The sequence below is a fragment of the Roseburia sp. OF03-24 genome, from assembly GCF_003463035.1.
Taxonomy (GTDB): Bacteria; Bacillota; Clostridia; order Lachnospirales; family Lachnospiraceae; genus Roseburia; species Roseburia rectibacter.
In genome coordinates this window covers 46,184-68,377 of sequence record NZ_QSCK01000022.1, presented here as the reverse complement: position 1 = coordinate 68,377, position 22,194 = coordinate 46,184, and the positions used below count along the sequence as shown (strand labels likewise).

The window sequence follows — 22,194 nt, the reverse complement described above, 5'->3', positions numbered from 1 at the left end:
AAAATATCAAGAAAAATAGTATTGAATAATAAAAAAAAAACATATAATATAATAAGGCAATTTAAGATAAATAATCCTGCAAAAATCAGGCAGGGTTAAATTAGAAATGAGGATCAGGATGACAAAAGAAGTACTGGTAACTATCAGCGGGCTTCAGTTTTCACCGGAAACTGATAATGAATCCGTGGAACTGATCACATCCGGCAGTTATTATAAAAAAAATGGAAAACATTATATCATCTATGATGAAGTCAACGAGGGATTTTCCCAGACAACACGAAACATCATAAAACTGAATGATGATTTTATGGATATCACCAAGAGAGGTGTTTCGAATGTACATATGATGTTCGAGAAGAACCGGAAGAATGTGACGTATTATTATACGCCATATGGAAGCCTTCTGATTGGGATCGATGCAAAAAGTGTGGATGTGCGGGAGACGGAAAATGATATTGATGTCAAGGTCAATTATGAGCTGGAGGTCAATTATGAGCACATGGCAGACTGCTGTATCACGATGAATATCAAGTCAAAAGATGCTGGTGATTTCCGGATCACAGAGTCCGAATAAAATGAAAACATTATTGTGTTATAATCGTACCATTAAAAAAAGGACATGAAGTCAAGAGTATGAAGAAAAAATTGTTGACCTTTATTTTAGTGGGAACGATGCTGACTGCAGCTTCTGTAATCGGATGCGGAAAGTCTGCACAAGATGCACAGACAAGTGCAAATACAGAAACTAAGGCAGACACAGAAACTGCAGCAGAAGATAATGCAGATTCCGAAACAGGATCTGTCCAGATCAATGGAGGCATTGAAAATGATGGAATTGATCTGATGGAAGATGACGGATTGTATCGTACGGTGACTTTGGATGATTATCCGGTTTATTATTCAGTAGGCAAAGTAACACTTCCTTTATCTGAGGATGTAACCTTTGAAGATCAGGCAGATCAGAATCAGGAGTCAGACCTGCTGGTCGTAGAGCTAAATGATCTGCCGGCAGCCATTGAAAATAGTGATATGGCATTTAATTGTAACAATACAGTGATCACAGTCAGACAGGGACAGATCGTACAGATCATCAGATATTGGGTTCCGTAAAATGAGGATGGCAGTCGATAATGTAAGAGATATCCGCCAATCTGAATATCGGATCAATAGATAGAAATTGGGCAGAGCCGGATTACCGGTTTCTGCCCATTTCTGTATATGTATTTCTAATGTTCCATCTTCCATACAGCCACAGAGTAACCCGGAAGATCCGTTCCACCGCCAAAATCATGCGGTGTATCGGTGATCAGTTCCTGTGCCGTGCCGCATCCGGCATCAAAATCTGCGTGGAAACTGTTTTCATCCGCATTGATCGCTACATAAATGCGTTCATGTTCACTCTTACGCTCGAAAATGCACTGACAGTTTGTTAAGAGTACAGAGCGGAAAGAGCCGTAATTTAATGCCTCAGAGTTCTTTTTGATCTCGGCGAGACGGCTGATTATATCAGAAAGATCATTCCATTCCGGTTCCAAGAAGCAGGCACGTAAAGCCGGATCGCCTTCTTCTTTTCTCGCCTTTGCGCCCCATTCACTGCCATAGTAGACACATGGGATACCAGGCATACCGAAGAGCAGGCCGTAGATCAGCGGCAGATGTTTTTCGTTGGTCAGGATACTTGCAATTCTTGTGACATCATGATTGTCCACGAAGCAGAGCAGATGTCTGCCTTTGTAGAGTGTCCAGTTGTCAGGACCGAACTGGCGAAGCAGGGAATGGTTGATCTCAAACATATTCATGCTGTTAAAACTGGAATAAAGTCCTTTGTAACACTCATAGTTGGTCACAGAGTGGAGCATGGAATCATTCATCCACTGGTTGTAATCGCCGTGTAACGTTTCACCGACTAAGAAGAAGTCCGGTTTTAAGCTGTCACAGAAACTGCGCAGACGTCGCAGAAAATCATGGTCGAGACAGTAAGCGACATCAAGTCGCAGACCGTCAATATCAAATTCTTCTACCCAGCCTTTGATCGCAGCAAAAATATGCTGGATGACATCTTCATTTCTCAGGTTTAATTTAACCAGGTCATAATTGCCTTCCCAGCCTTCATACCACAGACCGTCGTTATAGTTGGAATTACCGTCAAAACTGATATGGAACCAGTCTTTGTACGGGGAATCCCACTTTTTCTCCAAAACATCCCGAAAAGCCCAGAAACCACGACCGACATGGTTGAATACACCATCTAATACGACTTTGATCCCTTCTTTGTGAAGATTGTCACAGACTGTGGCAAAGTCCTCATTTGTGCCAAGTCTGGTATCGATCTTTGTATAATCCCTGGTATTATATCCGTGTGTGTCAGACTCAAAGACCGGAGAAAAATAAATCGCATTGGCACCAAGTTTTTTGATGTGAGGAATCCAGTCATTGACCTTTAAAATACGATGCTCTAAAACACCATCATTCTCGAACGGAGCACCGCAGAATCCAAGCGGATATATCTGATAAAAAACACTTTCGTAAGCCCACATAAGAAAACCTCCAAATTATATTATTGAAATCAGAACTGATCATAAATCCGATGATACAGAAGAATGTACATCCTTATCAGGAGTTATGACTCATATCGTATGATTTTTTGGAACATGCGCGTTGTGCAAAGATCACGGTATCACGAAAACCGCCATGTTCTAAAGCTGCAACCGCTTCAATGGTCGTACCGCCAGGAGAGCAGACTGCATCTTTTAATTCTCCCGGATGTTTTCCGGTCTCTAAAACCATTTTTGCAGCACCAAAAACGCTCTGTGCGGCAAACTTATATGCCTGGGTGCGCGGCATTCCATCTGCGACAGCGGCATCTGCCATTGCTTCAATAAACATATAGACGTAGGCAGGAGAAGAACCGGAAACACCGACAACGGCATCCATCATGCTCTCCGGTACGACTTCCGCACGACCGAAGCTGTTGAATAATGATTCGATAAGTTTTACTTCCTCAGCTGTTACCTTGTCGTTTGGACAGAGTGCACTCATTGCAGCTCCGACAAGCGCCGGGGTATTTGGCATGGCGCGTACCAGCTTGATTTTGCCAAGTATTGCTTCAATATTTGAGATCGGCTGTCCGGCTGCGATGGAAACTACGATACAGTCCGGTTTTAAATGATCTTTGATCTGTGGAAGCACTTCCGCAAATTTATTTGGTTTTACAGCGAGAAATAAAATATCGCTTCGTTCTGCAACAACTTCATTCGATTGTGTTGTCTCTATCGAAAATTTTGTACGGATTTTATCAAGTGTCTCAGGAGAATGTGCACTTGCGATGATCTGGCTGGTCGTCACCAAAGACGCATCTAAAATACCGCCGATCATGGCGCTTCCCATATTGCCGGCACCGATAAAACCAATCATTTTATCTAACATAAAATCCTCCTTGTTTTGCTTTTTTATCATTCAAATTCTATCCTAGTCTATTTGGGTGGAAACGTCAATATTTTATACGCTTGAGTTTCCGTACTTCTATTCACAAAACCCCGTTTTTATAGGCATTGCTATAAACAACTTTCAAAAATGTCCAAAATATAAGGAATCCTATTCCTTTTTGATGTAAAATTTAATCACTACAAAAAAATCATACTAAACAAAAAAAGAGGAGGATTCCCTGTGGTTAATTTTACATCAAATAAAACGGGAAATTTTAACTTTTACAAATAAGATTTCTGAACATCTTTCTAAGCCAGAAAAGAAGTTTACTGCTGATATCACTTATGGCATGCTGGCTTCTGGCAGTTGTCTGTTAACAGAGGTTGCAGATCAGCTCCATGAACCTTCCCAAAAGATCAACATTGTTGACCGTTTATCCAGACACCTTGAAAAAGGTACTCCTACCGTTGCAGCTGCTTCTTATCTTCAGTTAATAAAAAAGTGGATTCCATCAGATCCGGTCATCCATATCGATGATAGTGATGTTGTAAAACCTGATGGATATCAGTTTGAGTCGCTTGGCATAGTCCGGGATGGTTCAGAAAGTACATCTAAAAAAAATGTTTACAAAAAGGGCTATCATGTTACAGAGGCTTGTGTACTTACAAGCAGTAATCAAAGTGGCAAGAACCTATTTCTCACGCTGGAAAATAGAGGAATATTTTTGCTGTAAGAAGCAAATGTTCCAGTTTGAAAACTTTCGTGTTCGCAAACTGAAAGCTATCAATGCACTTAATTTTTACATTACCTTATGCATGGCATTTCTGGCTCACATTTCCATGAAATCAGAAATCCATGCGCTAAAAGTTGCAATTATACAAACAGCGGATACTATAAAAGAAAAAGAATATTTCTCCCAAAGCCCAGCTCCGGTGGTGGTTATTAAAGTATCTCTAATCAGAACACTGCTATTCAAAATCATTCAAAAATTTAGCAGATTGGTACTTTAGGAAGATATACTCACTTTTTATTACAGTTTGTGGAAACTCAAGTTTATACGGAGATAGGAAGTGACACCAGTTGCGGACACATAAGAATATTATTTTCGTTGACACGGGAGTTAGAAAAGACTAACATATAAACGTCAACAGAAAAATAAAGACGTACAGAAAGGAAACCAAAATGGAAAAAGAGAAGCAAAAAAGAGCAATGCTTGCAGGAATTGCGGCAATGGCGCTTTTTATGATCGGTGACTGGCTTTTGGATGTCAAAGGAAGCGGCAATAAAGAGGTTGGGTTATTTGTCAATTCCAACTGGCCAGCAATGTCTATGTGGCGTTTTGAGGTATCTATTCTTTTAGCAGCAGCGGCAATGCCGTTATACTGGATTGCGCTTAAGGAACTTAGGCATATAGTGACAGATGCCTGCAGCAGGAATCCAAAGGGGCATGCCCTGGCAATGAAGCGTTTGTTTGATTTCAGTTCTGCAGCAGGATTAATATCTGTGTTGTTTATCCATATTATGTGCTGCCTGTTGCCGATTATCTTTAAAACATCTTATGGAATGGGAAGTACATTTGAACAGGCAGCAGATGTGACAAATCAGGTCGGCATGTACATATTGCTTCCATTTATGATTTATTATCTGGTTATGGATATCGGAATGTCTGTGGTGATGGTCTATCTGATCCTGACCAGACGGTTTGCACTGCCAAAATGGATGGCATGTTTTCATCCGGTGGGCGGTCTTGTGTTATGTGAAATTTTCGCGGCAATACCGGTTGCCTGGTGCAATGATGTGTCCGTTGCATTCGAGAGCATGGGACATTTGCTGATGTTTGTGGCAGGATATGTACTGCTACAGCAGTTTGACAAAATCAAAACAATCATCTATAGTACATACAAATGATAAATTTACGGACAAAGGCGTTGAAAACATGAAGTTTTTAGCGCCTTTTGGTTTGCGCGCCATGTAAATAAAGGTGAAAAGGCAATTCGTATACTATTCATGTATCCTCCTTTCGCTTTGGTTATTTTCCGCAAAACAATCATAGCAAAGAAGGGCAAAAAGAAAACAGGATTAACCAGTAACTGTAACTGATTAGTCCTGTTTTTTAGTAGATCGTAGCCCCTCAAAAACTTTGATTACCCATATCAGGGGAATACGGGATAAAAAAATGATGTAACTATTGACATTACATCAAAGGCGTGATATAGTACAACCATTAGATGTAACAAATAACATTACATCAAAAAACAAAACAACAATAAAAAACTTAGGAGGTACTATTTTATGCAGAAAGTAGTAGAATTTTTACAGGCAAACCCAGTTCAGTATTTAGCAACAGTAGGACGTGACGGAAAGGCAAAATGCCGTCCATTTATGTTCTGTTTTGAGCAGGATGGAAAACTCTGGTTCTGCACAAACAACACAAAGGATGTTTACAAGGATATGTTAGAGAATCCGGAAATCGAGGTATCCGTTTCTTCACCGGAGTATGCATGGATCCGTCTCCATGGCAAGGCAGTATTTGAAAACAACATGAGTGTTAAGGAAGGATGTATGAACAATCCGATCGTGAAAGGACAGTATCAGACAGCAGATAACCCAATCTTTGAGGTATTTTATCTTGAAAATCCACATGGTGTTATCGCAGATTTTTCCGGTAACCCGCCATACGAATTTTAATTACCGTAATATATAAGAGACTCACACCTGTTCTAAAAGGAGGGACACTGAGGTGTTTATTTTCTCACAGCAAAAGGCAAAGAATTTTATGCGCAGCTAATGCTGCAGCAATATGTGGCGATATCAGCAACAAAGGCAAAAATAGCAGTGTCACTTCGTGGAACGGTGAAAAATATCGGTAAGAAGCATCTTGATATCATGTTTGAGAAAAATCCTTACATGAAAGGAATTTATCCGGGTGATACAAGAGCGGCACTTGAAGTATTCTGGTTATGTGAGGCACAGGGAGAATATTTTGATATCAGTGATCCTTCCAATATAGTGCGGGATACGATCATAATTGGCAATGGAAATACAGTACAGACCGGATATATTGCCGGAGAGGGCTGCATCGGCTGTAAATTATGCTATTCTGTCTGTCCGCAGAAATGCATTGATACATCAGCAAAGCCAGTTGTGATCAACCAGAATCACTGCCTGCATTGTGGAAGATGTACAGAAATTTGTCTGAAACAGTGCATTAAGAAAAGAGGTGCGGCATGATTTTCAAAAAGATAAAAAAAACCCATGTTGACTGGCGGGATTTGCAGAGAACAGGATATTTGCGACACAGGGAGATTATGGGAAAATACAGTGTCAGAGAGGCTGTCATCCAAAGACTTATGATGCAAAAGAATTATTTCAGAAGATGGATGCCGCAAGAAAAGACTGCCTGATCCCATCAGAACTGGTGCCAAAATGTCCGGTATGTGGTGGAAATATGGCTATGAATTTAAGATGCGATAATTATTTTGTGGAGGATGAAGCATGGCATGAGGCGGCTGACAGGTATGCAGATTTCTTGGAGCAGCACCAGTCAGAAAAAGTTGTACTGATCGAGCTTGGGGTTGGATTTAACACACCAATTATAATCAGGTTTCCTTTTGAAAAAATGGTGCGGGAGAATGCCTCTTACAGCCTGATCAGACTGAATAAAGAGGAAGCTGTTGTCCCGGAAAGCTTTGGAATACGTGCAGTTGGGATCGGCGGAGATATGACCCATGCAATCACAGATATATGGAGGTTATCATGACACAGAATGAAAGACGGGAATATCTGATCAATTATCTTTTAAAAGAAGATAAAAAAATTTTCAGACAGAGAATACCGGATCAAAGGGAAGAACAGGAGAAACTGCTTCGTTCCCTAATGAATGTCAGATTGCCGAAACCGGTCAGTGAAGAATTTTTAAAAATTCAGGATGACTATCTGAAAGAAAGAAATCTGGAACGCGGAATCACAGATATCGAAGATTTAAAGCCGGTTTCATCGGATAAAAGACTTTATATCTGGCAGGGTGATATCACAACGTTAAAATGTGATGCTATTGTAAATGCTTGCAATTCGCAGATGCTAGGCTGTTTTTCACCAATGCATGCCTGTATTGACAATTTTATCCACACCTATGCCGGAGTTGAACTTCGTCTTAAAATGTATGAGATCATGACAGCGCAGGGGCATGAGGAGGAGCTAGGAAAGGCAAAGATTACTGCCGGCTATAATCTTCCTGCAAAATATATCCTTCACACAGTAGGTCCGATCGTTCAGTGGGCAGTCACAAAAAAGGACGAGGAACTTTTAGCTTCATGTTATCGTTCCTGTCTGGAACTTGCAGAAAAATACGAAGTGAAAAGCATTGCTTTCTGTTGTATATCTACGGGAGTATTTATGTTTCCAAATGAACGCGCTGCCCAAATAGCAGTGGAAACAGTGCGTAAATACTATGCGGAAACAGGAAGTCAGATGAAAGTTATTTTCAATGTGTTCAAGGATGAAGATCTTGACATATATAGTAATATATTAGGTAAAAGTATGCTGTGCAATACAAAAGATGAAAAATAATTTTTAGACAGTAAAGGGAATCGGAAAACCGGTTCCTTTTACCTACGCAGACAATCAGTAAAACAATTACAGTACATGTAAACGGAAGAATTTTCTGAATACGCAAAATTTAGAAATGGAGTAGAAGCAATTCCCTCTCTTCTTCGTCGAAGATATCATGTGGACAAGCAATATATTAAGGATACCTTTAAATGTATCGCAGATTGTGATATGTGTGGACTGTGTACTGTATTCAAGGGGAAAGATCCGGAACTTGCCCATGAAGATTATATATCCGGAAAACGGGAGTATATGGATGTATCAGGGGATTATAAGTAACAGAATAAGAGCGCGAGACGGCGCAGGACATCCGGTGGATGTCCGCTATGCGCGGACCGGAGCGGAAGCGAAGAAACTCGAAAGTTCGAGTCCGGCAGGACTCGATTTATCAAAAAAAGGACATCTGAATGATGTCCTTTTTGATGAAAGAGAGCGCGAGACGGGACTCGAACCCGCGGCCCCGACCTTGGCAAGGTCGTGCTCCACCAACTGAGCCACTCGCGCACATATGAAAATTTATATATCTGTATATCAGATACAAGAGCGCGAGACGGGACTCGAACCCGCGGCCCCGACCTTGGCAAGGTCGTGCTCCACCAACTGAGCCACTCGCGCATATATGAAATGTTTATGTATCTGTTTGCCAGACACATTTGGTATCTTACCATGGAAAAGGATAATTGTCAATTATTTTTTGCAAATTTTTTCCTTTGAAAGGAAAGCACTGTTTTTTGGCGAAAAAAAATGAAAAACAGAATGAAAACGTCATTTTTTAGGCTGGAACTCATAAATGAAGAATGTTATAATGGAAAGTATAGGAAAATGGTCACAGGAAGATTTTAAATCAGACATGGAAAAGCCAAAGGGGTGGCATAATGTATAAAAAAAATGAGGGAATTCGTAATGTGGCGGTTTTATGTGCGATATTACTGATTTTTGGAATAGCACTATTTGGATGTTTTGGGCAGATCAGAAATAGTTTACAGCAACAGTTGATGAGCAGCATAGAGGGGATGGCTGAGCAGAATGAGATACTGATTGAGAAAGAAGTAAGTACACGTTTTCGTCTGCTTTCAAGTCTTGCCAGAGAGTTTTCAGATGGGGACGAGAGCATTTTTGTTGATAGATTACAGGGATTTGTGGAGACATACCAGTTCAAACGTATGGGATATATCGCGTCAGATGGGATAGCACAGACGACAGACGGGTATCATCTGGATATGTCCGACAGAGAGACATTCAGACAGTCGATGCAGGGAAAACAACGTCTGACGGATACATTTGAAGACCAGATTGATGGTTCAGATGAAATTGTAAATGCATTCAGTGTACCGGTATATGAAAAAGATCAAAAAACGGTAAAAGGCGTTTTATTTGCAACTGGCAGATATGAAATGTTTGAGGGATGCCTGCAAAATGAGATATTTGAAGGTCAGGCTTTTAATTATATTGTAAAAATGGATGGTATGATCATTGCTGCTTCCGGAAACAGTAGGGAATGGGGAATTGGTAAAAATATTTTTACTGCCGATATTTCAGCAGATGAAAATGATGATGCTGCAAAGAGCCGTATGATCAGTGATATGAAGTCAGGAAAAAGCGGTTATGGAATGGATCCAAAACGTAAGGAAGTTTCTCTTTATTATTATATGCCGCTTAAGATAGAGGAAACCGGTGATGAATGGTATGTTGTCACAGCGGCATCGGAAAGTGTTCTGACAAACCGTATGCAGGTGGTTATGGATGCGATCAACAGCCTGATCGTTATCATTCTGGTTATAATATCAGTCAGTGTCGGAGTATATATTTATTCATGGCGTAAGAGTAAAAAAGAACTTATTTCGCTTGCATATCAGGATCCTGTCACATTAGGAGATAATTTTGCAGCATTTAAGGAAAAGGCAAAGAGCAAAAAAGATGGTGCTGGATGGCTGGCAGCCATGGATCTTGCGGATTTTAAACTGATCAACAGTACCTGTGGAGTGAAAAAAGGTGACGAGGTGCTGCGGGCTGTAAGTGAGATATTTGAAAATGAGAAGGGTGATAATGAACTGGTGGCACATGTGAATGCTGACCGGTTTGTATTGTTCTGGATGGAAGAAAATCAGGACGCAATCAAAGAGAGACTGGAACGTGTGATCAAAAAGATAGAAGAGATACCGGAGCGTTTAGAGATACCAAATCTTTTTCCGGTGTTTGGAATTTATCATACAATGGTTTTGGATGAGATCGATCCTTTATATGGAAATGCTGTTCTGGCAAAGCACCAGATCAAAGGAAGACGTGACAGACACTACATGTTTTATGATGAACTGAATCATGAGAGTATCCAGGAAAATCGTGAACTGGAAGATCATTTTGAGATGGCACTTGAAAAAGAAGAGTTTGAGATCTGGTATCAGCCCAAATACAGCGCACATACCAGAAAACTTGTAGGTGCAGAGGCACTGGTACGCTGGAGGAGACAGGATGGAAGCCTTATTCCTCCGCTTAAATTTATTCCTCTGTTTGAGCGAAATGGCAACATCATAAGACTTGATGAGTATGTGTTCCGGGCTGTGTGCAGGCAGCAGAAAGCCTGGCAGGAACAGGGACAGAAGATGTTTCCTGTTTCAGTAAATATTTCGCGTGTCAGTCTCTATTATTCGAATGTTGTTGAAAAATATGAAAGCATTATCCGTTCGTATGATCTTGATTCAAAATATATCCAACTGGAGATCACAGAGAGTGCAACAATCGATAATAACGAAATATTTAATCTGTTAGAACAGTTTCACACGGCAGGATTTAAGATACTTCTGGATGATTTCGGAAGTGGTTATTCGTCCCTTTCCACATTAAACCGGATGCATTTTGATACGATCAAGCTGGATAAGAGTCTGGTTGATTATATCGGAGATGACAATGGGGAGAAATTGTTGAATTCTATCACAAAACTGGCGCAGAGTTTTGGAATGGAGATCACGGCTGAGGGTGTAGAGACTGTGGAACAGCTGATGTTTTTGTGCAATCTGGACTGTGATGATATACAGGGATATTATTTTTCACGGCCATTGCCGGTAAGAGAATATGAAGAATGTTTAAAAGAAGCATGCATGTAATATGCTTTGGATTCATACAATATAACAATCGATACCATGGAGGTACAGGGTGAGCGCAAAGACGAGGATCGTAGTCCTTCATATGAAGGAGGTTATCTATACAGCGATATTTGTCGGACTTGGGATCGTATTGATTATATTGCTGCTTTTCATGTTTTTGCCGAAAAAACAGAAGAATGGGGCAGAGCCAACGATGCAGTATACAGCAGGTGTATATACATCGTCGGTAATGATGGGCAGTCAGTCAGCTGATATACAGGTCATTGTAGATGAAAATCGTATACAATCTATTTCCCTGCTCAGTCTGGATGAAACAGTAGCGACAATGTATCCGCTTATGGAACCGGCATTGGAAAATGTCAGCGAACAGGTGATAAAACAGCAGTCAACGGAAGGAATTACATATAATAAGGATAATCAGTATACATCGGTCGTACTGTTAAATGCGATCGAGAATGCACTTGCAAAAGCAGAGATCGCAGAGGGGGAAGCAGATTGACAGAGCATGGAAAAAGAATGGCTGGTCTGCAGATGATATGTTATGTAAAAAAGGTTCCGGATGTTCCGGAACCTTTTTGTTGAAATGTTATTCTTCTGTATCGAGTGTATTCATATAATCATTTACTGCGTCAAGATTGGCATAGATCGTTTTGATCGGTCTGCTCTTTTCATATGCATGATAACCGGAATATCCTGCCCAGCCAACGATAAGGACTGCGATTACCCATCCACAGATAATACCTGCGATGCGTTTTCTTTTTTCCTTTGCGAGAATCTTTTTGCGGTTTGCTTTCTCTTCTTTATAGCGGTCAACTTTTGCCTGACTCATAATTATCCTCCGTATTATTATTTACATGCTGATGCATAGGTAAAAATCATATAAACATATTGATAATATACCCCATTCTGCCCCAAAAAGCAATAGAAATACACCTTGTCATTTTTGGGGAAATTGGTTAAAATGAGAGTTTGAAAGAGTATGGACAGACAGAAAACAACAATGCACAGGGAAAGAAGTGTATTGTGGATGGAGGATAGAAATTTTTATGAATATAATTGTTGCAGCAGATGAAAACTGGGCGATCGGTAATAAAAATGAATTGTTAGTCCGGATTCCGGCAGATCAAAAGTTTTTCCGTGAAACAACGATGGGAAAAGTAGTTGTGATGGGGCGGAAAACGTTAGAAACATTTCCGAATGGACTTCCACTGATGGGGCGGACGAATATTGTGCTGACACATGATAAAAAGTTCCGGGTTCCGGGAGCTTTGATCGTACATGATATGGAAGAACTTCATGAAGAACTGAAAAAGTACGATAGTGAAGATATTTATGTGATCGGCGGCGAATCCGTATATAGGCAGCTCATTGATGAGTGTGATGTGGCACATGTCACAAAGATTGATTTTGCATATGATGCAGATGCACATTTTCCGGATCTGGATGCAGATCCGGCATGGCAGGTAACAGCGGACAGTGAAGAACAGACATATTTTGATCTGGAGTATTATTTTTACCGGTATGAGAGAGTCAGAAAATAAATAAACTAAAACGGAAAGCAGTGCAGCGAAGATGGAAAATTTTATTTACAGTATCAATGTGACGTTCCCGATTTTTTTAGTTATGGTCATCGGTTATTTTTTAAAACAGATCGGAATGTTAAATGACAATTTTGTTACGGTGGCAAATCGTTTTAATTTTAAGGTGACGCTGCCGTTTATGCTGTTTCGCGATATCGCAGGTGTGGATATCAGAGAAGTATTTGATTTAAAATATGTGTTATTCTGTGCACTGGTAAGTACAGCATGTTTCTGGCTGATCTGGGGTGGTGTGAAACTTTTTCTGAAAGATAAGTCCATGCGGGGCGCATTTGTGCAGGCATCGTTCCGCAGCAGTGCAGCGGTCATGGGGCTTGCTTTTATCCAGAATATTTACGGAACTTCGGCGATGGGACCGCTGATGATCGTCAGTGCGGTACCACTTTACAACATTTTTTCTGTGATCGTGCTGACTTTCGAGGGCGAAAATGCGAGCGGAGTAAATGGAAAAGAAAAGATCAAAGAGGCATGTGTCGGAATTGCTAAAAATCCGATCATTCTTGGTATTTTAGCGGGACTGATCGTGGGACTTTCCGGAATCGAATTTCCAACGATCATAAATAAGACGGTAAACAGTGTGGCGCAGATGGCAACACCGCTTGCACTGATCACGATCGGAGCCGGATTTGAGGGGAGAAAAGCACTCGCAAAAATAAAACCGACGATCGCGGCATCTATGATCAAACTGGTGATCCAGCCGCTTATTTTTCTTCCGGTTGCAGCCTGGATGGGATTTAGCGGGGAAAAAATGATCGCGATACTGATCATGCTTGCATCCCCGACAACACCGAGCTGTTATATCATGGCGAAAAGCATGAATAATGATGGTGTACTGACGGCGAGTGTGATCGTGACGACAACGCTGCTTGCAGCATTTACGCTGACCGGATGGATTTTTATATTAAAATCAGTCGGTCTGATTGGATAAATAAAATCATTGCATTTCCCGGTAAGATGGGATATAGTTTTTTGAAAGAAAAATACCTTGGTTTTTTGGGAGGACGATATGGATATAACAGGCAGAAAATTATTTGTAAAAGCGCTGCAGGAAGAGGGCGTGGATACCATTTTCGGTTATCCGGGCGGTACTGTAACAGATCTTTTCGATGAATTATATAAACAGGATAGTATTGACGTCGTCCTGCCGAGACATGAACAGGGACTGATACATGCAGCAGAAGGGTATGCGAAATCTACCGGAAAAGTCGGTGTATGTCTGGTAACAAGCGGACCTGGGGCAACGAATATCATCACAGGACTTGCAGATGCACATTATGACAGTATTCCGTTAGTTTGTTTTACGGGACAGGTTCCACTGTCTTTAATAGGAAATGATGCGTTTCAGGAAGTAGATATTGTCGGAATGACAAGAAGTGTCACAAAATATGGCGTAACAGTGCGCAGACGAGAAGATTTAGGTCGGATCATCAAGATGGCATTTTATATCGCATCCACCGGCAAGCCTGGGCCGGTACTGATTGATATTCCAAAGGATATCCAGACGGCAGCAGGACCGGCAGAATATCCGTCAAATATCCAGATCCGTGGTTATAAGCCGAATGATTCGGTACATATCGGACAGTTGAAAAAAGCATACAAACTGCTCCGTACCGCAAAGAAACCGCTGATTCTTGCCGGAGGTGGTATCAATATTGCGCATGCAAATGATAAGCTGCTTGCGTTAGCAGAGAAGATGCAGATTCCGGTTGTTACGACGATCATGGGAAAAGGTTCGATCCCGACGAGCCATCCACTTTATGTTGGTAACAGTGGCATGCATGGAAAATATGCGGCAAATATGGCAGTCAGCAAATGTGATGTGCTCTTTTCCATCGGAACCAGATTTAATGACCGTATAACCGGAGATTTAAATGAATTTGCACCGAAAGCTAAGATCGTGCATATCGATGTGGATACGGCATCTATTTCCAGAAATGTCGTTGTGGATGTTCCGGTCGTATCGGATGCTAATTTAGCGTTGGAAAAGCTGCTTGAATGGGCAGAATCAAAGGATACAGAACAGTGGCAGAAAGAAATCGCAGAGTGGGATAAGAAAAATCCGCTTGAGATGCGCAGAGACTGTGGCATGACACCGCAGATGGTATTTGAGCATGTAAACCGTACTTTTGGGGAGGCTGTTTATGTAACAGATGTCGGCCAGCATCAGATGTGGGCAACACAGTACTTAGAGTTAGATTCCTGGCATCAGCTGATCACATCCGGTGGACTTGGCACAATGGGATTTGGATTCCCGGCAGCAATCGGGGCAAAGATCGGTAATCGTGATAAGGAAGTCGTCTGCTTTACCGGTGACGGCGGTTTTCAGATGAATATTCAGGAGATGGCAACGGCGGTGGTACAGGAAGCACCGGTGATCATCTGTCTGTTCAATAACTATTATCTTGGCATGGTACGTCAGATGCAGCAGTTGTTTTATGGAAAACGTTACGAGGCAACCTGTCTGCGGAGAAGAAGAACCTGTCCGGCGAACTGTAAGGGGCCGAATGCATCCTGCCCTCCATATACACCGGATTTTATTGCATTAGCGAAGAGTTATGGTGCACATGGTATCCGGGTGGAAAAAGAGGAGGATATCCAGGCAGCACTTGATGAGGCACGTACTTATACAGATGCCCCGACGATCATTGAATTTATGATTTCCACAGATGAGATCGTACTTCCTATGGTAAAGAGCGGAAATCCAATGAACGAGATGATTTTGAAATAGGAGAGGATACGGATATGAAAAATAGATGGATTGCATTATATGTGGAAAACCAGGTAGGCGTTTTAGCAAAAGTATCCGGTCTTTTTTCCGGAAAATCTTACAATCTCCAGAGTCTTACGGTTGGTACAACAGAGGATGAGACAGTTTCAAGAATGACGATCTGTGTGACCAGTGATGATATCACATTTGAGCAGATCAAAAAGCAGTTGAACCGTATGGTCGAGGTCATTAAAGTCATCGATCTTACAGATGTGCCGATCCACATGAAGGAGATTTTATTTGCGAAAGTGTTAGATGTCGATGAGGCTGGAAAACTTGAAGTATTCCAGATCGCACAGGTATTTAATGTGCAGGTGGCAGATATCGGAAACGACAGTGTACTCTTAGAGTGCAAACTGACAGAACGACGCAACAATGAACTGATCGCTCTGTTAAAATCCAAATTCCACCGGATCGAGGTTGTGCGCGGCGGTGCAGTGGCGATCGAGTCGATCAGCACATCGTGCAGGTAAAATTTTCCGGGATTGTTGGGTTTATATAGGCAGAAAAAACGGAATCAGCAAAGATTAGTAAATTTTACAGGGATCAATAGGGTTATATAGTTAAAACAGAACGCAAAAAAAGAGGCGGGTGATGATTTCACCTGCCTCCTTTCATTTGGAAAGAAAAATATATGGGATTGTCTATACACGCTTATTTAAGAAAGCGATAAATTTTTCGAAATGCATCGGTGTTCCCTGTATTTCCTGTACTTTCAGGCGGTTTTTCTCATTAAATCCCACAAGAATATTATGGTTTGCCTCCGAAAGATAATCAATGATACCGTCGATGTCGGATTTGATATTTTTCGGGCACTGGATATACAGATGCTTATTTGCACTGATATGCAGTGTATATGAGATACTGAAATGATACCAGAAGAACTTGTGCAGCGTGGAATATTTGTAGATCCATATGATCTGATCGATCGGTACGATCGCGTTGCCATAAACGGAAGTTTCGATGAAAAAATGTTCCGTGATAAACATATCTTCTGTTGCAAGCTGCGGCAATGTGGCAAGTTCTTCTTCTGCCTGTTCTAACATTTTTTTCGGATTGCCAAAAAGCGCAAGATCCTGGCAGGCAGGAGAGAGTACCGGGAAAAACATATACACAATAGACAGTACGACACAGAGCAGTGCATAAATCCCGGTAATAAAAATAGCTGCAAACAAGATCCGGTTCCCAACATGATTAAATCCGGGTTCACTGATATAATAGGAAGATACCTTGTTGCGGATACCATTTTCTGTCCAGTTTAAATCGGTTGAAAGGTTTGAAAGCAGGGTGTCAAAGTTTTCATTTCCCTTTGAAATCTTTCCCTGAATGGTAACATCTTCGATCGAAGGCAGACCTTCCTCACTTGTATCTGGGGCTAACAATACGATGACACATTCTCCGGCACGCATGGTGTAATAATAATAACCGTTGGTGTGCCCGAAAAGGGACTGTGTATATCCGGTAAATTTTAAATCAGAAAGCGTGGTGCTCACATACTGTTCGCCATTCCGGAAAGCTGTCTCTAAAGAAGTATCTGCAGGCAGAATATCCGGAGAAAATACGGAGGACAGTGAAAAAAAGTGCCATGCAAGAATGAGCACGATCAGGTAAATAATCGGAGCTGCAAGTCTTCGTTTATAAAACGCCTTTATATTTTTGCTGATATAATGATCGTAATTTTCAGGCATATCAAAATCCTTTTCTCAAATAAAAAATGACATACTGTTAATAGTATAGATTCTTTTTTGCTTTATTTCAACTAAAACCTGTGATAAGATGGTACTTGCTTGGAAAGGTGCTGCAGAAATGACTAAAAGGTACGGCAGAAATGACTGAAAAGCAGTAACCAACATTAAAAGGAGATTATAATTTGGAAGCATATACGAGTTTTGCACAGGTGTATGACCTGTTCATGGATAATGTTCCATACGAAGAGTGGAGCCAGTACATTATAGGACTTCTGAAAGAATATGGGATCTGTGAAGGAACAGTGCTTGATTTAGGATGTGGTACAGGAAAGATCACAAGATTGTTGAAAAAAGCGGGCTACGATGTGATCGGTGTGGATAATTCACCGGAAATGTTAGAGATCGCAGCGGAAACCGGATATCAGGAGATGCCGGAGGATGAGATTTTATATCTGCTGCAGGATATGAGAGAACTTGAACTGTATGGAAGTGTGCGTGCAGTCGTAAGTATCTGTGATTCCATGAATTATCTGCTAGAAGAGACGGATCTGCTTTCATTGTTTTATCGTGTAAATGAATATTTAGACCCGGATGGTATTTTTATCTTCGATCTGAACACAGTATATAAATATAAAGAGCTTTTAGGTGAGACGACGATTGCAGAGAACCGTGAGGAAGGCAGTTTTATCTGGGACAATTACTTTGATGAAGAAGAACAGATCAACGAATACGATCTGACACTTTTTATCCGCGAAGAAGAGGGGCTTTATCGTAAGTTTGAAGAGACGCATTATCAGCGTGCATATGCGTTAGAAAACGTAAAACATCTCTTAGAACAGGCGGGACTTGAACTCGTCGCAGCATATGACGCATTTACGAGAGAACCGGTAAAAGAGGAAAGTGAGCGCATCTATGTGATTGCGAGGAGTAATGCCGGAAAGACAGAAATAACTGAATAAAATTATAAATATAGTACGAAAATGGAGGATAAAATATGAGTGATTATATTGTAAGAGCAACAGCGGCAGACAGCCAGATCCGTGCATTTGCCATTAATTCAAAAGAGCTGGTGGAAGAGGCAAGACGTGACCATGAAACAAGACCGGTCATTACAGCAGCGTTAGGACGTCTTTTGAGTGGTGCAGCAATGATGGGAACAATGATGAAGGGGGAGAAGGATCTTTTAACGATCCAGATCCAGTGCGGCGGTCCTGCAAAAGGACTTACCGTGACTGCTGACTCCCATGGTCATGTCAAGGGATTTCCGATGGAGTCCCAGGTAGAACTGCCGTTAAATGCACAGGGCAAATTAGACGTGGGCGGTGCACTCGGACTTGGTGTGATGAGTGTAATTAAAGATATGGGGTTAAAAGAACCGTATGTGGGACAGATCGCGCTGCAGACGGGAGAGATTGCAGAGGATCTGACGTATTATTTTGCGACATCCGAGCAGATTCCGTCCGCAGTAGGACTTGGAGTTTTAGTAGATACAGATCTGTCAGTGCGTCAGGCAGGCGGTTTTATTATCCAGCTTATGCCATTTACCAGTGATGAGATCATCGAGAAACTGGAAAATAAGATCAAAGAGATCGCATCCGTGACAGAAATGTTAGAACAGGGCATGACACCGGAGCAGATCTTAGAGGAGATCTTAGGAGATTTTGGTCTTGAGATCACGGATAAAATTCCGGCGGCATTTGAGTGTGACTGTTCTAAAGAGCGTGTTTCACGCGCAATCTCCACGTTGAGCAAAAAAGATTTAGATTCGATCATCAATGACGGAGAGGCAATCGAAGTAAAATGCCAGTTCTGTAATAAGGCATATCATTTTGATGTGGACGAGTTAAAAGAAATGCGTTCCGCAAAATAGAAAGTAAGGTAAAACGTAACCGGAAAAGAGGAAAGAATGAGACAGGGATTTGTAAAAGTTGCAGCAGTAACGCCAAAGATCAGGGTTGCCGACACCGGATATAATGCAAAAGTAATCTGCCAGGCAATCAAAGAGGCAGCAGATGAGGGAGCAAAAGTGATCGTTCTGCCGGAGTTATGTGTCACCGGGTATACCTGTGGAGATCTGTTTTTGCAGGAAAAGCTGCTTCGGGAGGCAAAAAATGAATTAATAAATATTGCAAAATTTACAGCAGATATAGATGCGATCGTATTTGTTGGTCTTCCACTTGTATATAAAGGTAAATTATATAATGCGGCAGCGGCACTAAACCGTGGAAAAATTCTTGGCATTGTGCCGAAAACCTATCTTCCGAATTACAATGAGTTTTATGAGGCACGTCATTTTACAAGAGGCATGGAAGAAGTGGTTGATGTGAGACTGACCGAAGAAATGATCGTGCCAATGGGAACAAGGCAGCTTTTTACCTGCCTCGAAATGCCGGAACTTGTGATCGCGGCAGAGCTCTGCGAGGATCTCTGGACGATGAATCCGCCAAGCATTTCACATGCTGTGCATGGGGCAACTCTTATCGTGAATCTCTCTGCATCGGATGAGACAACCGGAAAACCGGCTTACCGCAGGGAGCTTGTGAGCGGACAGTCGGCGAGACTGCTCTGTGGTTATATTTATGCGAGTGCAGGAGATGGAGAATCCACACAGGATGTTGTCTATTCCGGGCATAACCTGATCGCAGAAAACGGCCGCCTGCTGGCAGAGTCGGAGCTTTTTTCTACACAGACAGTATCCACAGAGATCGATGTGATGCGTCTTGCGTCCGAGCGCCGCAGAATGACGACATTTGAGACAGCTACAGAGCCTATGTATCATGAGACAGTATTTTCCTTAAAGATGGAGGAGACAAAACTGACACGTTATATCGATCCGATGCCGTTTGTACCGTCCGGGGAGCGTGACAGAACACTGCGTTGTGAAGAGATATTATCCATTCAGTCAATGGGACTGAAAAAACGTTTAGAGCATACACACTGTAAATCTGCGGTGATCGGAATTTCCGGAGGACTCGATTCCACACTGGCACTTCTTGTTACCGTGCGTGCTTTTGATGCTCTTGGAATGGATCATGGCAATATCAAGGCAGTTACGATGCCGGGATTTGGTACGACAGACCGTACCTATGATAACGCTGTATCACTGATCCGCTGTCTTGGAGCGGACTTTACAGAGGTTGATATTAAAGACGCTGTTAACGTCCATTTCCGTGATATCGGACAGAATCCATCCGTGCATGATGTGACTTATGAAAACGGACAGGCGAGAGAGCGTACGCAGATATTGATGGATATTGCAAATAAATCCGGCGGTATGGTCATCGGAACCGGTGATCTCTCGGAGCTTGCGCTTGGATGGGCAACTTATAATGGAGATCATATGTCCATGTATGCAGTCAATGCATCGGTGCCAAAGACGTTAGTGCGCCATCTGGTACGCTATTATGCAGATACCTGTGGGGATGAAACATTAAAACAGGTTCTTCTTGATGTGCTTGACACACCGGTTTCACCGGAACTTTTACCGCCGGAGGACGGAAAGATCTCACAGAAAACGGAAGATCTGGTCGGTCCTTATGAACTGCATGATTTTTATCTGTATCATATGCTGCGTCTTTCCTATGCACCGGCAAAGGTTTACCGTCTGGCAAAACAGGCTTTTGCCGGAACTTATGATGATGCGACGATTTTTAAGTGGTTAGAGACATTTTACCGCCGGTTCTTTGCGCAGCAGTTTAAGCGTTCCTGTCTGCCGGACGGACCGAAGGTTGGAAGTGTTGCAGTATCTCCGCGCGGAGATCTGCGTATGCCGTCGGATGCGTGTGCTGCTATATGGTTATCAGAACTGGAGGAGTTAAAGGATGCAGTATCGCAGGGATAAAAAAGGAAATGAAATTTCTGTTTTGGGATATGGATGTATGCGTTTTACCAAAAACGGCAGCAGTGTGGAAATTGATAAAGCAGAAAAAGAAGTGATGGCTGCGATAAAAGCAGGTGTGAATTATTTTGACACCGCATATGTTTATGCAGGCAATGAAGTGGCAGTTGGAGAGATCTTAAACCGCAACCATTGCAGGGAGCAGATCTATCTTGCAACTAAACTGCCGCATTATCTGATCAAGTCGGTCGCAGGTGCGGAAAAGATGTTTCAGGAGGAACTTCGCAGATTAAAGACCGATTATATCGATTATTATCTGATGCATATGCTCACCGATATTCCAACCTGGGAAAAATTAAAAAAGATCGGTATGCAGCACTGGATCGAGGAAAAGTTAGCGTCCGGTCAGATCCGTAATATCGGATTTTCCTATCATGGGAATACCGAGATGTTCAAACAGCTTGTGGACGCTTATGACTGGGATTTCTGCCAGATCCAGTATAATTATATCGATGAATACTCACAGGCAGGCGTGGAGGGACTGCGCTATGCAAATGCGAAAGGACTTCCTGTTATTATCATGGAGCCGCTTAGGGGAGGCAGGCTTGTAAATCTTCTGCCGGAATCTGCAAAAGAGCTGTTCCGTAACGATGAAGAAGGACGTACACCGGCAGAACTCGCCTTAAAATGGCTTTATAACCAGCCGGAAGTGACCTGTGTACTTTCAGGAATGAATTCCATGGAAATGGTAGAACAGAATGTAAAGACTGCCTCAGAGTCTCATGTGGGCTGTCTGACGACATCGGATGCTGCGCTGATCGAACAGGTAAAGGAAGAAATCAAAAAGCACGTGAAAGTCGGATGTACCGGCTGCGGATACTGTATGCCGTGTCCGCGAGGTGTGGATATACCGGGAACATTCCGCTGCTATAATGCAATGTACTCAGAAGGAAAAAAATCTGGGCGCAGGGATTACTTACAATGCACGGCTTTCCGTAAGGACACGGCAAGTGCATCCCAGTGTATCGGATGCGGAAAATGTGAGACACATTGTCCACAGCATCTTGAAATCCGAAAAGAGCTAAAGTGTGCGGCATCAGAACTGGAAGATGTGAAATATAAAGTAATGAAATCTGCGATCCGGATTTTCAAATTATGGTAAGACAAA

23 protein-coding genes and 2 tRNA genes are annotated in these 22,194 nt (G+C 42.0%); 19 read left to right on the top strand and 6 right to left on the bottom strand.

Features of this window, described 5'->3' with window-relative positions:
- Window positions 1-118 precede the first annotated feature (118 nt).
- Window positions 119-574, top strand: coding sequence for a DUF1934 domain-containing protein (locus tag DXA60_RS12260; RefSeq protein WP_117921593.1), 456 nt, complete (start codon window positions 119-121; stop codon window positions 572-574).
- A gap of 59 nt (window positions 575-633) precedes the next feature.
- Window positions 634-1,110, top strand: coding sequence for a hypothetical protein (locus DXA60_RS12255; RefSeq protein ID WP_117921592.1), 477 nt, complete (start codon window positions 634-636; stop codon window positions 1,108-1,110).
- 116 nt (window positions 1,111-1,226) lie between these two features.
- Here DXA60_RS12255 and DXA60_RS12250 read toward each other — a convergent pair whose 3' ends face one another.
- The gene (locus DXA60_RS12250; protein WP_117921590.1) at window positions 1,227-2,537 is read right to left on the bottom strand and encodes an alpha-amylase family glycosyl hydrolase; all 1,311 of its coding nucleotides are present in this window, start codon (window positions 2,535-2,537) and stop codon (window positions 1,227-1,229) included.
- Between the two features lie 76 nt (window positions 2,538-2,613).
- Window positions 2,614-3,426, bottom strand: coding sequence for a pyrroline-5-carboxylate reductase (gene proC, locus DXA60_RS12245; RefSeq protein ID WP_117921588.1), 813 nt, complete (start codon window positions 3,424-3,426; stop codon window positions 2,614-2,616).
- Between the two features lie 349 nt (window positions 3,427-3,775).
- Between proC and DXA60_RS12240 the strand changes: the two genes are divergently transcribed.
- The 7 genes from DXA60_RS12240 (at window position 3,776) to DXA60_RS12205 (ending at window position 8,313) form a co-directional block, all read left to right on the top strand.
- The gene (locus tag DXA60_RS12240; RefSeq protein WP_243006873.1) at window positions 3,776-4,159 is read left to right on the top strand and encodes a hypothetical protein; all 384 of its coding nucleotides are present in this window, start codon (window positions 3,776-3,778) and stop codon (window positions 4,157-4,159) included.
- Between the two features lie 449 nt (window positions 4,160-4,608).
- The gene (locus DXA60_RS12230; protein ID WP_117921586.1) at window positions 4,609-5,334 is read left to right on the top strand and encodes a DUF6796 family protein; all 726 of its coding nucleotides are present in this window, start codon (window positions 4,609-4,611) and stop codon (window positions 5,332-5,334) included.
- A gap of 384 nt (window positions 5,335-5,718) precedes the next feature.
- Window positions 5,719-6,114: a pyridoxamine 5'-phosphate oxidase family protein gene (locus DXA60_RS12225; protein ID WP_117921584.1), complete on the top strand. Its 396-nt coding sequence runs from the start codon at window positions 5,719-5,721 to the stop codon at window positions 6,112-6,114.
- Window positions 6,115-6,228: 114 nt separating this feature from the next.
- Entirely contained in the window at window positions 6,229-6,657 is a 429-nt protein-coding gene (locus DXA60_RS12220) for a 4Fe-4S dicluster domain-containing protein (RefSeq protein WP_243006872.1), read from the top strand.
- 145 nt (window positions 6,658-6,802) lie between these two features.
- Window positions 6,803-7,186, top strand: coding sequence for a hypothetical protein (locus DXA60_RS12215; RefSeq protein ID WP_243006871.1), 384 nt, complete (start codon window positions 6,803-6,805; stop codon window positions 7,184-7,186).
- The gene (locus DXA60_RS12210; RefSeq protein WP_117921581.1) at window positions 7,183-7,995 is read left to right on the top strand and encodes a protein-ADP-ribose hydrolase; all 813 of its coding nucleotides are present in this window, start codon (window positions 7,183-7,185) and stop codon (window positions 7,993-7,995) included. Before DXA60_RS12215 ends, DXA60_RS12210 begins: the two co-directional genes overlap by 4 nt.
- A 159-nt stretch (window positions 7,996-8,154) precedes the next feature.
- On the top strand, window positions 8,155-8,313 hold the full coding sequence (locus tag DXA60_RS12205; RefSeq protein WP_207724066.1) for a hypothetical protein: 159 nt from the start codon (window positions 8,155-8,157) through the stop codon (window positions 8,311-8,313).
- Between the two features lie 152 nt (window positions 8,314-8,465).
- On the opposite strand, the gene DXA60_RS12200 is transcribed toward DXA60_RS12205, so the two are convergent.
- Both DXA60_RS12200 and DXA60_RS12195 read right to left on the bottom strand, forming a co-directional pair.
- A tRNA-Gly gene (locus DXA60_RS12200) sits at window positions 8,466-8,538 on the bottom strand.
- A gap of 38 nt (window positions 8,539-8,576) precedes the next feature.
- Window positions 8,577-8,649, bottom strand: a tRNA-Gly gene (locus DXA60_RS12195).
- Window positions 8,650-8,909: 260 nt separating this feature from the next.
- Between DXA60_RS12195 and DXA60_RS12190 the strand changes: the two genes are divergently transcribed.
- Both DXA60_RS12190 and DXA60_RS12185 read left to right on the top strand, forming a co-directional pair.
- Window positions 8,910-11,135, top strand: coding sequence for a bifunctional diguanylate cyclase/phosphodiesterase (locus DXA60_RS12190; protein ID WP_117921579.1), 2,226 nt, complete (start codon window positions 8,910-8,912; stop codon window positions 11,133-11,135).
- A gap of 82 nt (window positions 11,136-11,217) precedes the next feature.
- Window positions 11,218-11,634: an FMN-binding protein gene (locus tag DXA60_RS12185; protein WP_117921613.1), complete on the top strand. Its 417-nt coding sequence runs from the start codon at window positions 11,218-11,220 to the stop codon at window positions 11,632-11,634.
- 87 nt (window positions 11,635-11,721) lie between these two features.
- On the opposite strand, the gene DXA60_RS12180 is transcribed toward DXA60_RS12185, so the two are convergent.
- A complete protein-coding gene (locus DXA60_RS12180; protein ID WP_117921576.1) occupies window positions 11,722-11,964 on the bottom strand; it encodes a hypothetical protein in 243 nt (80 codons plus the stop codon).
- A gap of 217 nt (window positions 11,965-12,181) precedes the next feature.
- Between DXA60_RS12180 and DXA60_RS12175 the strand changes: the two genes are divergently transcribed.
- The 4 genes from DXA60_RS12175 (at window position 12,182) to ilvN (ending at window position 15,973) form a co-directional block, all read left to right on the top strand.
- Entirely contained in the window at window positions 12,182-12,676 is a 495-nt protein-coding gene (locus DXA60_RS12175; protein WP_186900281.1) for a dihydrofolate reductase, read from the top strand.
- Between the two features lie 31 nt (window positions 12,677-12,707).
- Window positions 12,708-13,661, top strand: coding sequence for an AEC family transporter (locus DXA60_RS12170; protein ID WP_117921575.1), 954 nt, complete (start codon window positions 12,708-12,710; stop codon window positions 13,659-13,661).
- A 78-nt stretch (window positions 13,662-13,739) separates the two neighbouring features.
- A complete protein-coding gene (ilvB, locus tag DXA60_RS12165) occupies window positions 13,740-15,461 on the top strand; it encodes a biosynthetic-type acetolactate synthase large subunit (protein WP_117921573.1) in 1,722 nt (573 codons plus the stop codon).
- Between the two features lie 14 nt (window positions 15,462-15,475).
- Window positions 15,476-15,973 (top strand): acetolactate synthase small subunit, encoded by a 498-nt coding sequence (gene ilvN, locus DXA60_RS12160; protein ID WP_006855521.1) that lies wholly within the window; start codon window positions 15,476-15,478, stop codon window positions 15,971-15,973.
- Window positions 15,974-16,144: 171 nt separating this feature from the next.
- On the opposite strand, the gene DXA60_RS12155 is transcribed toward ilvN, so the two are convergent.
- Entirely contained in the window at window positions 16,145-17,188 is a 1,044-nt protein-coding gene (locus DXA60_RS12155) for a DUF6709 family protein (RefSeq protein ID WP_117921571.1), read from the bottom strand.
- Window positions 17,189-17,370: 182 nt separating this feature from the next.
- Between DXA60_RS12155 and DXA60_RS12150 the strand changes: the two genes are divergently transcribed.
- From DXA60_RS12150 to DXA60_RS12135, 4 genes are read left to right on the top strand one after another with little or no spacing between them, the layout of a single operon-like run.
- Window positions 17,371-18,147, top strand: coding sequence for a class I SAM-dependent DNA methyltransferase (locus DXA60_RS12150; RefSeq protein ID WP_117921569.1), 777 nt, complete (start codon window positions 17,371-17,373; stop codon window positions 18,145-18,147).
- A gap of 35 nt (window positions 18,148-18,182) precedes the next feature.
- Window positions 18,183-19,058: an Hsp33 family molecular chaperone HslO gene (hslO, locus tag DXA60_RS12145; protein WP_117921567.1), complete on the top strand. Its 876-nt coding sequence runs from the start codon at window positions 18,183-18,185 to the stop codon at window positions 19,056-19,058.
- A 36-nt stretch (window positions 19,059-19,094) separates the two neighbouring features.
- On the top strand, window positions 19,095-21,029 hold the full coding sequence (locus DXA60_RS12140) for an NAD(+) synthase (RefSeq protein WP_117921565.1): 1,935 nt from the start codon (window positions 19,095-19,097) through the stop codon (window positions 21,027-21,029).
- Complete coding sequence (locus tag DXA60_RS12135; protein WP_117921563.1) at window positions 21,010-22,188, top strand: aldo/keto reductase; 1,179 nt, start codon at window positions 21,010-21,012, stop codon at window positions 22,186-22,188. The genes DXA60_RS12140 and DXA60_RS12135 overlap by 20 nt, the downstream gene beginning before the upstream one ends.
- The last annotated feature ends 6 nt before the right edge of the window (window positions 22,189-22,194 follow it).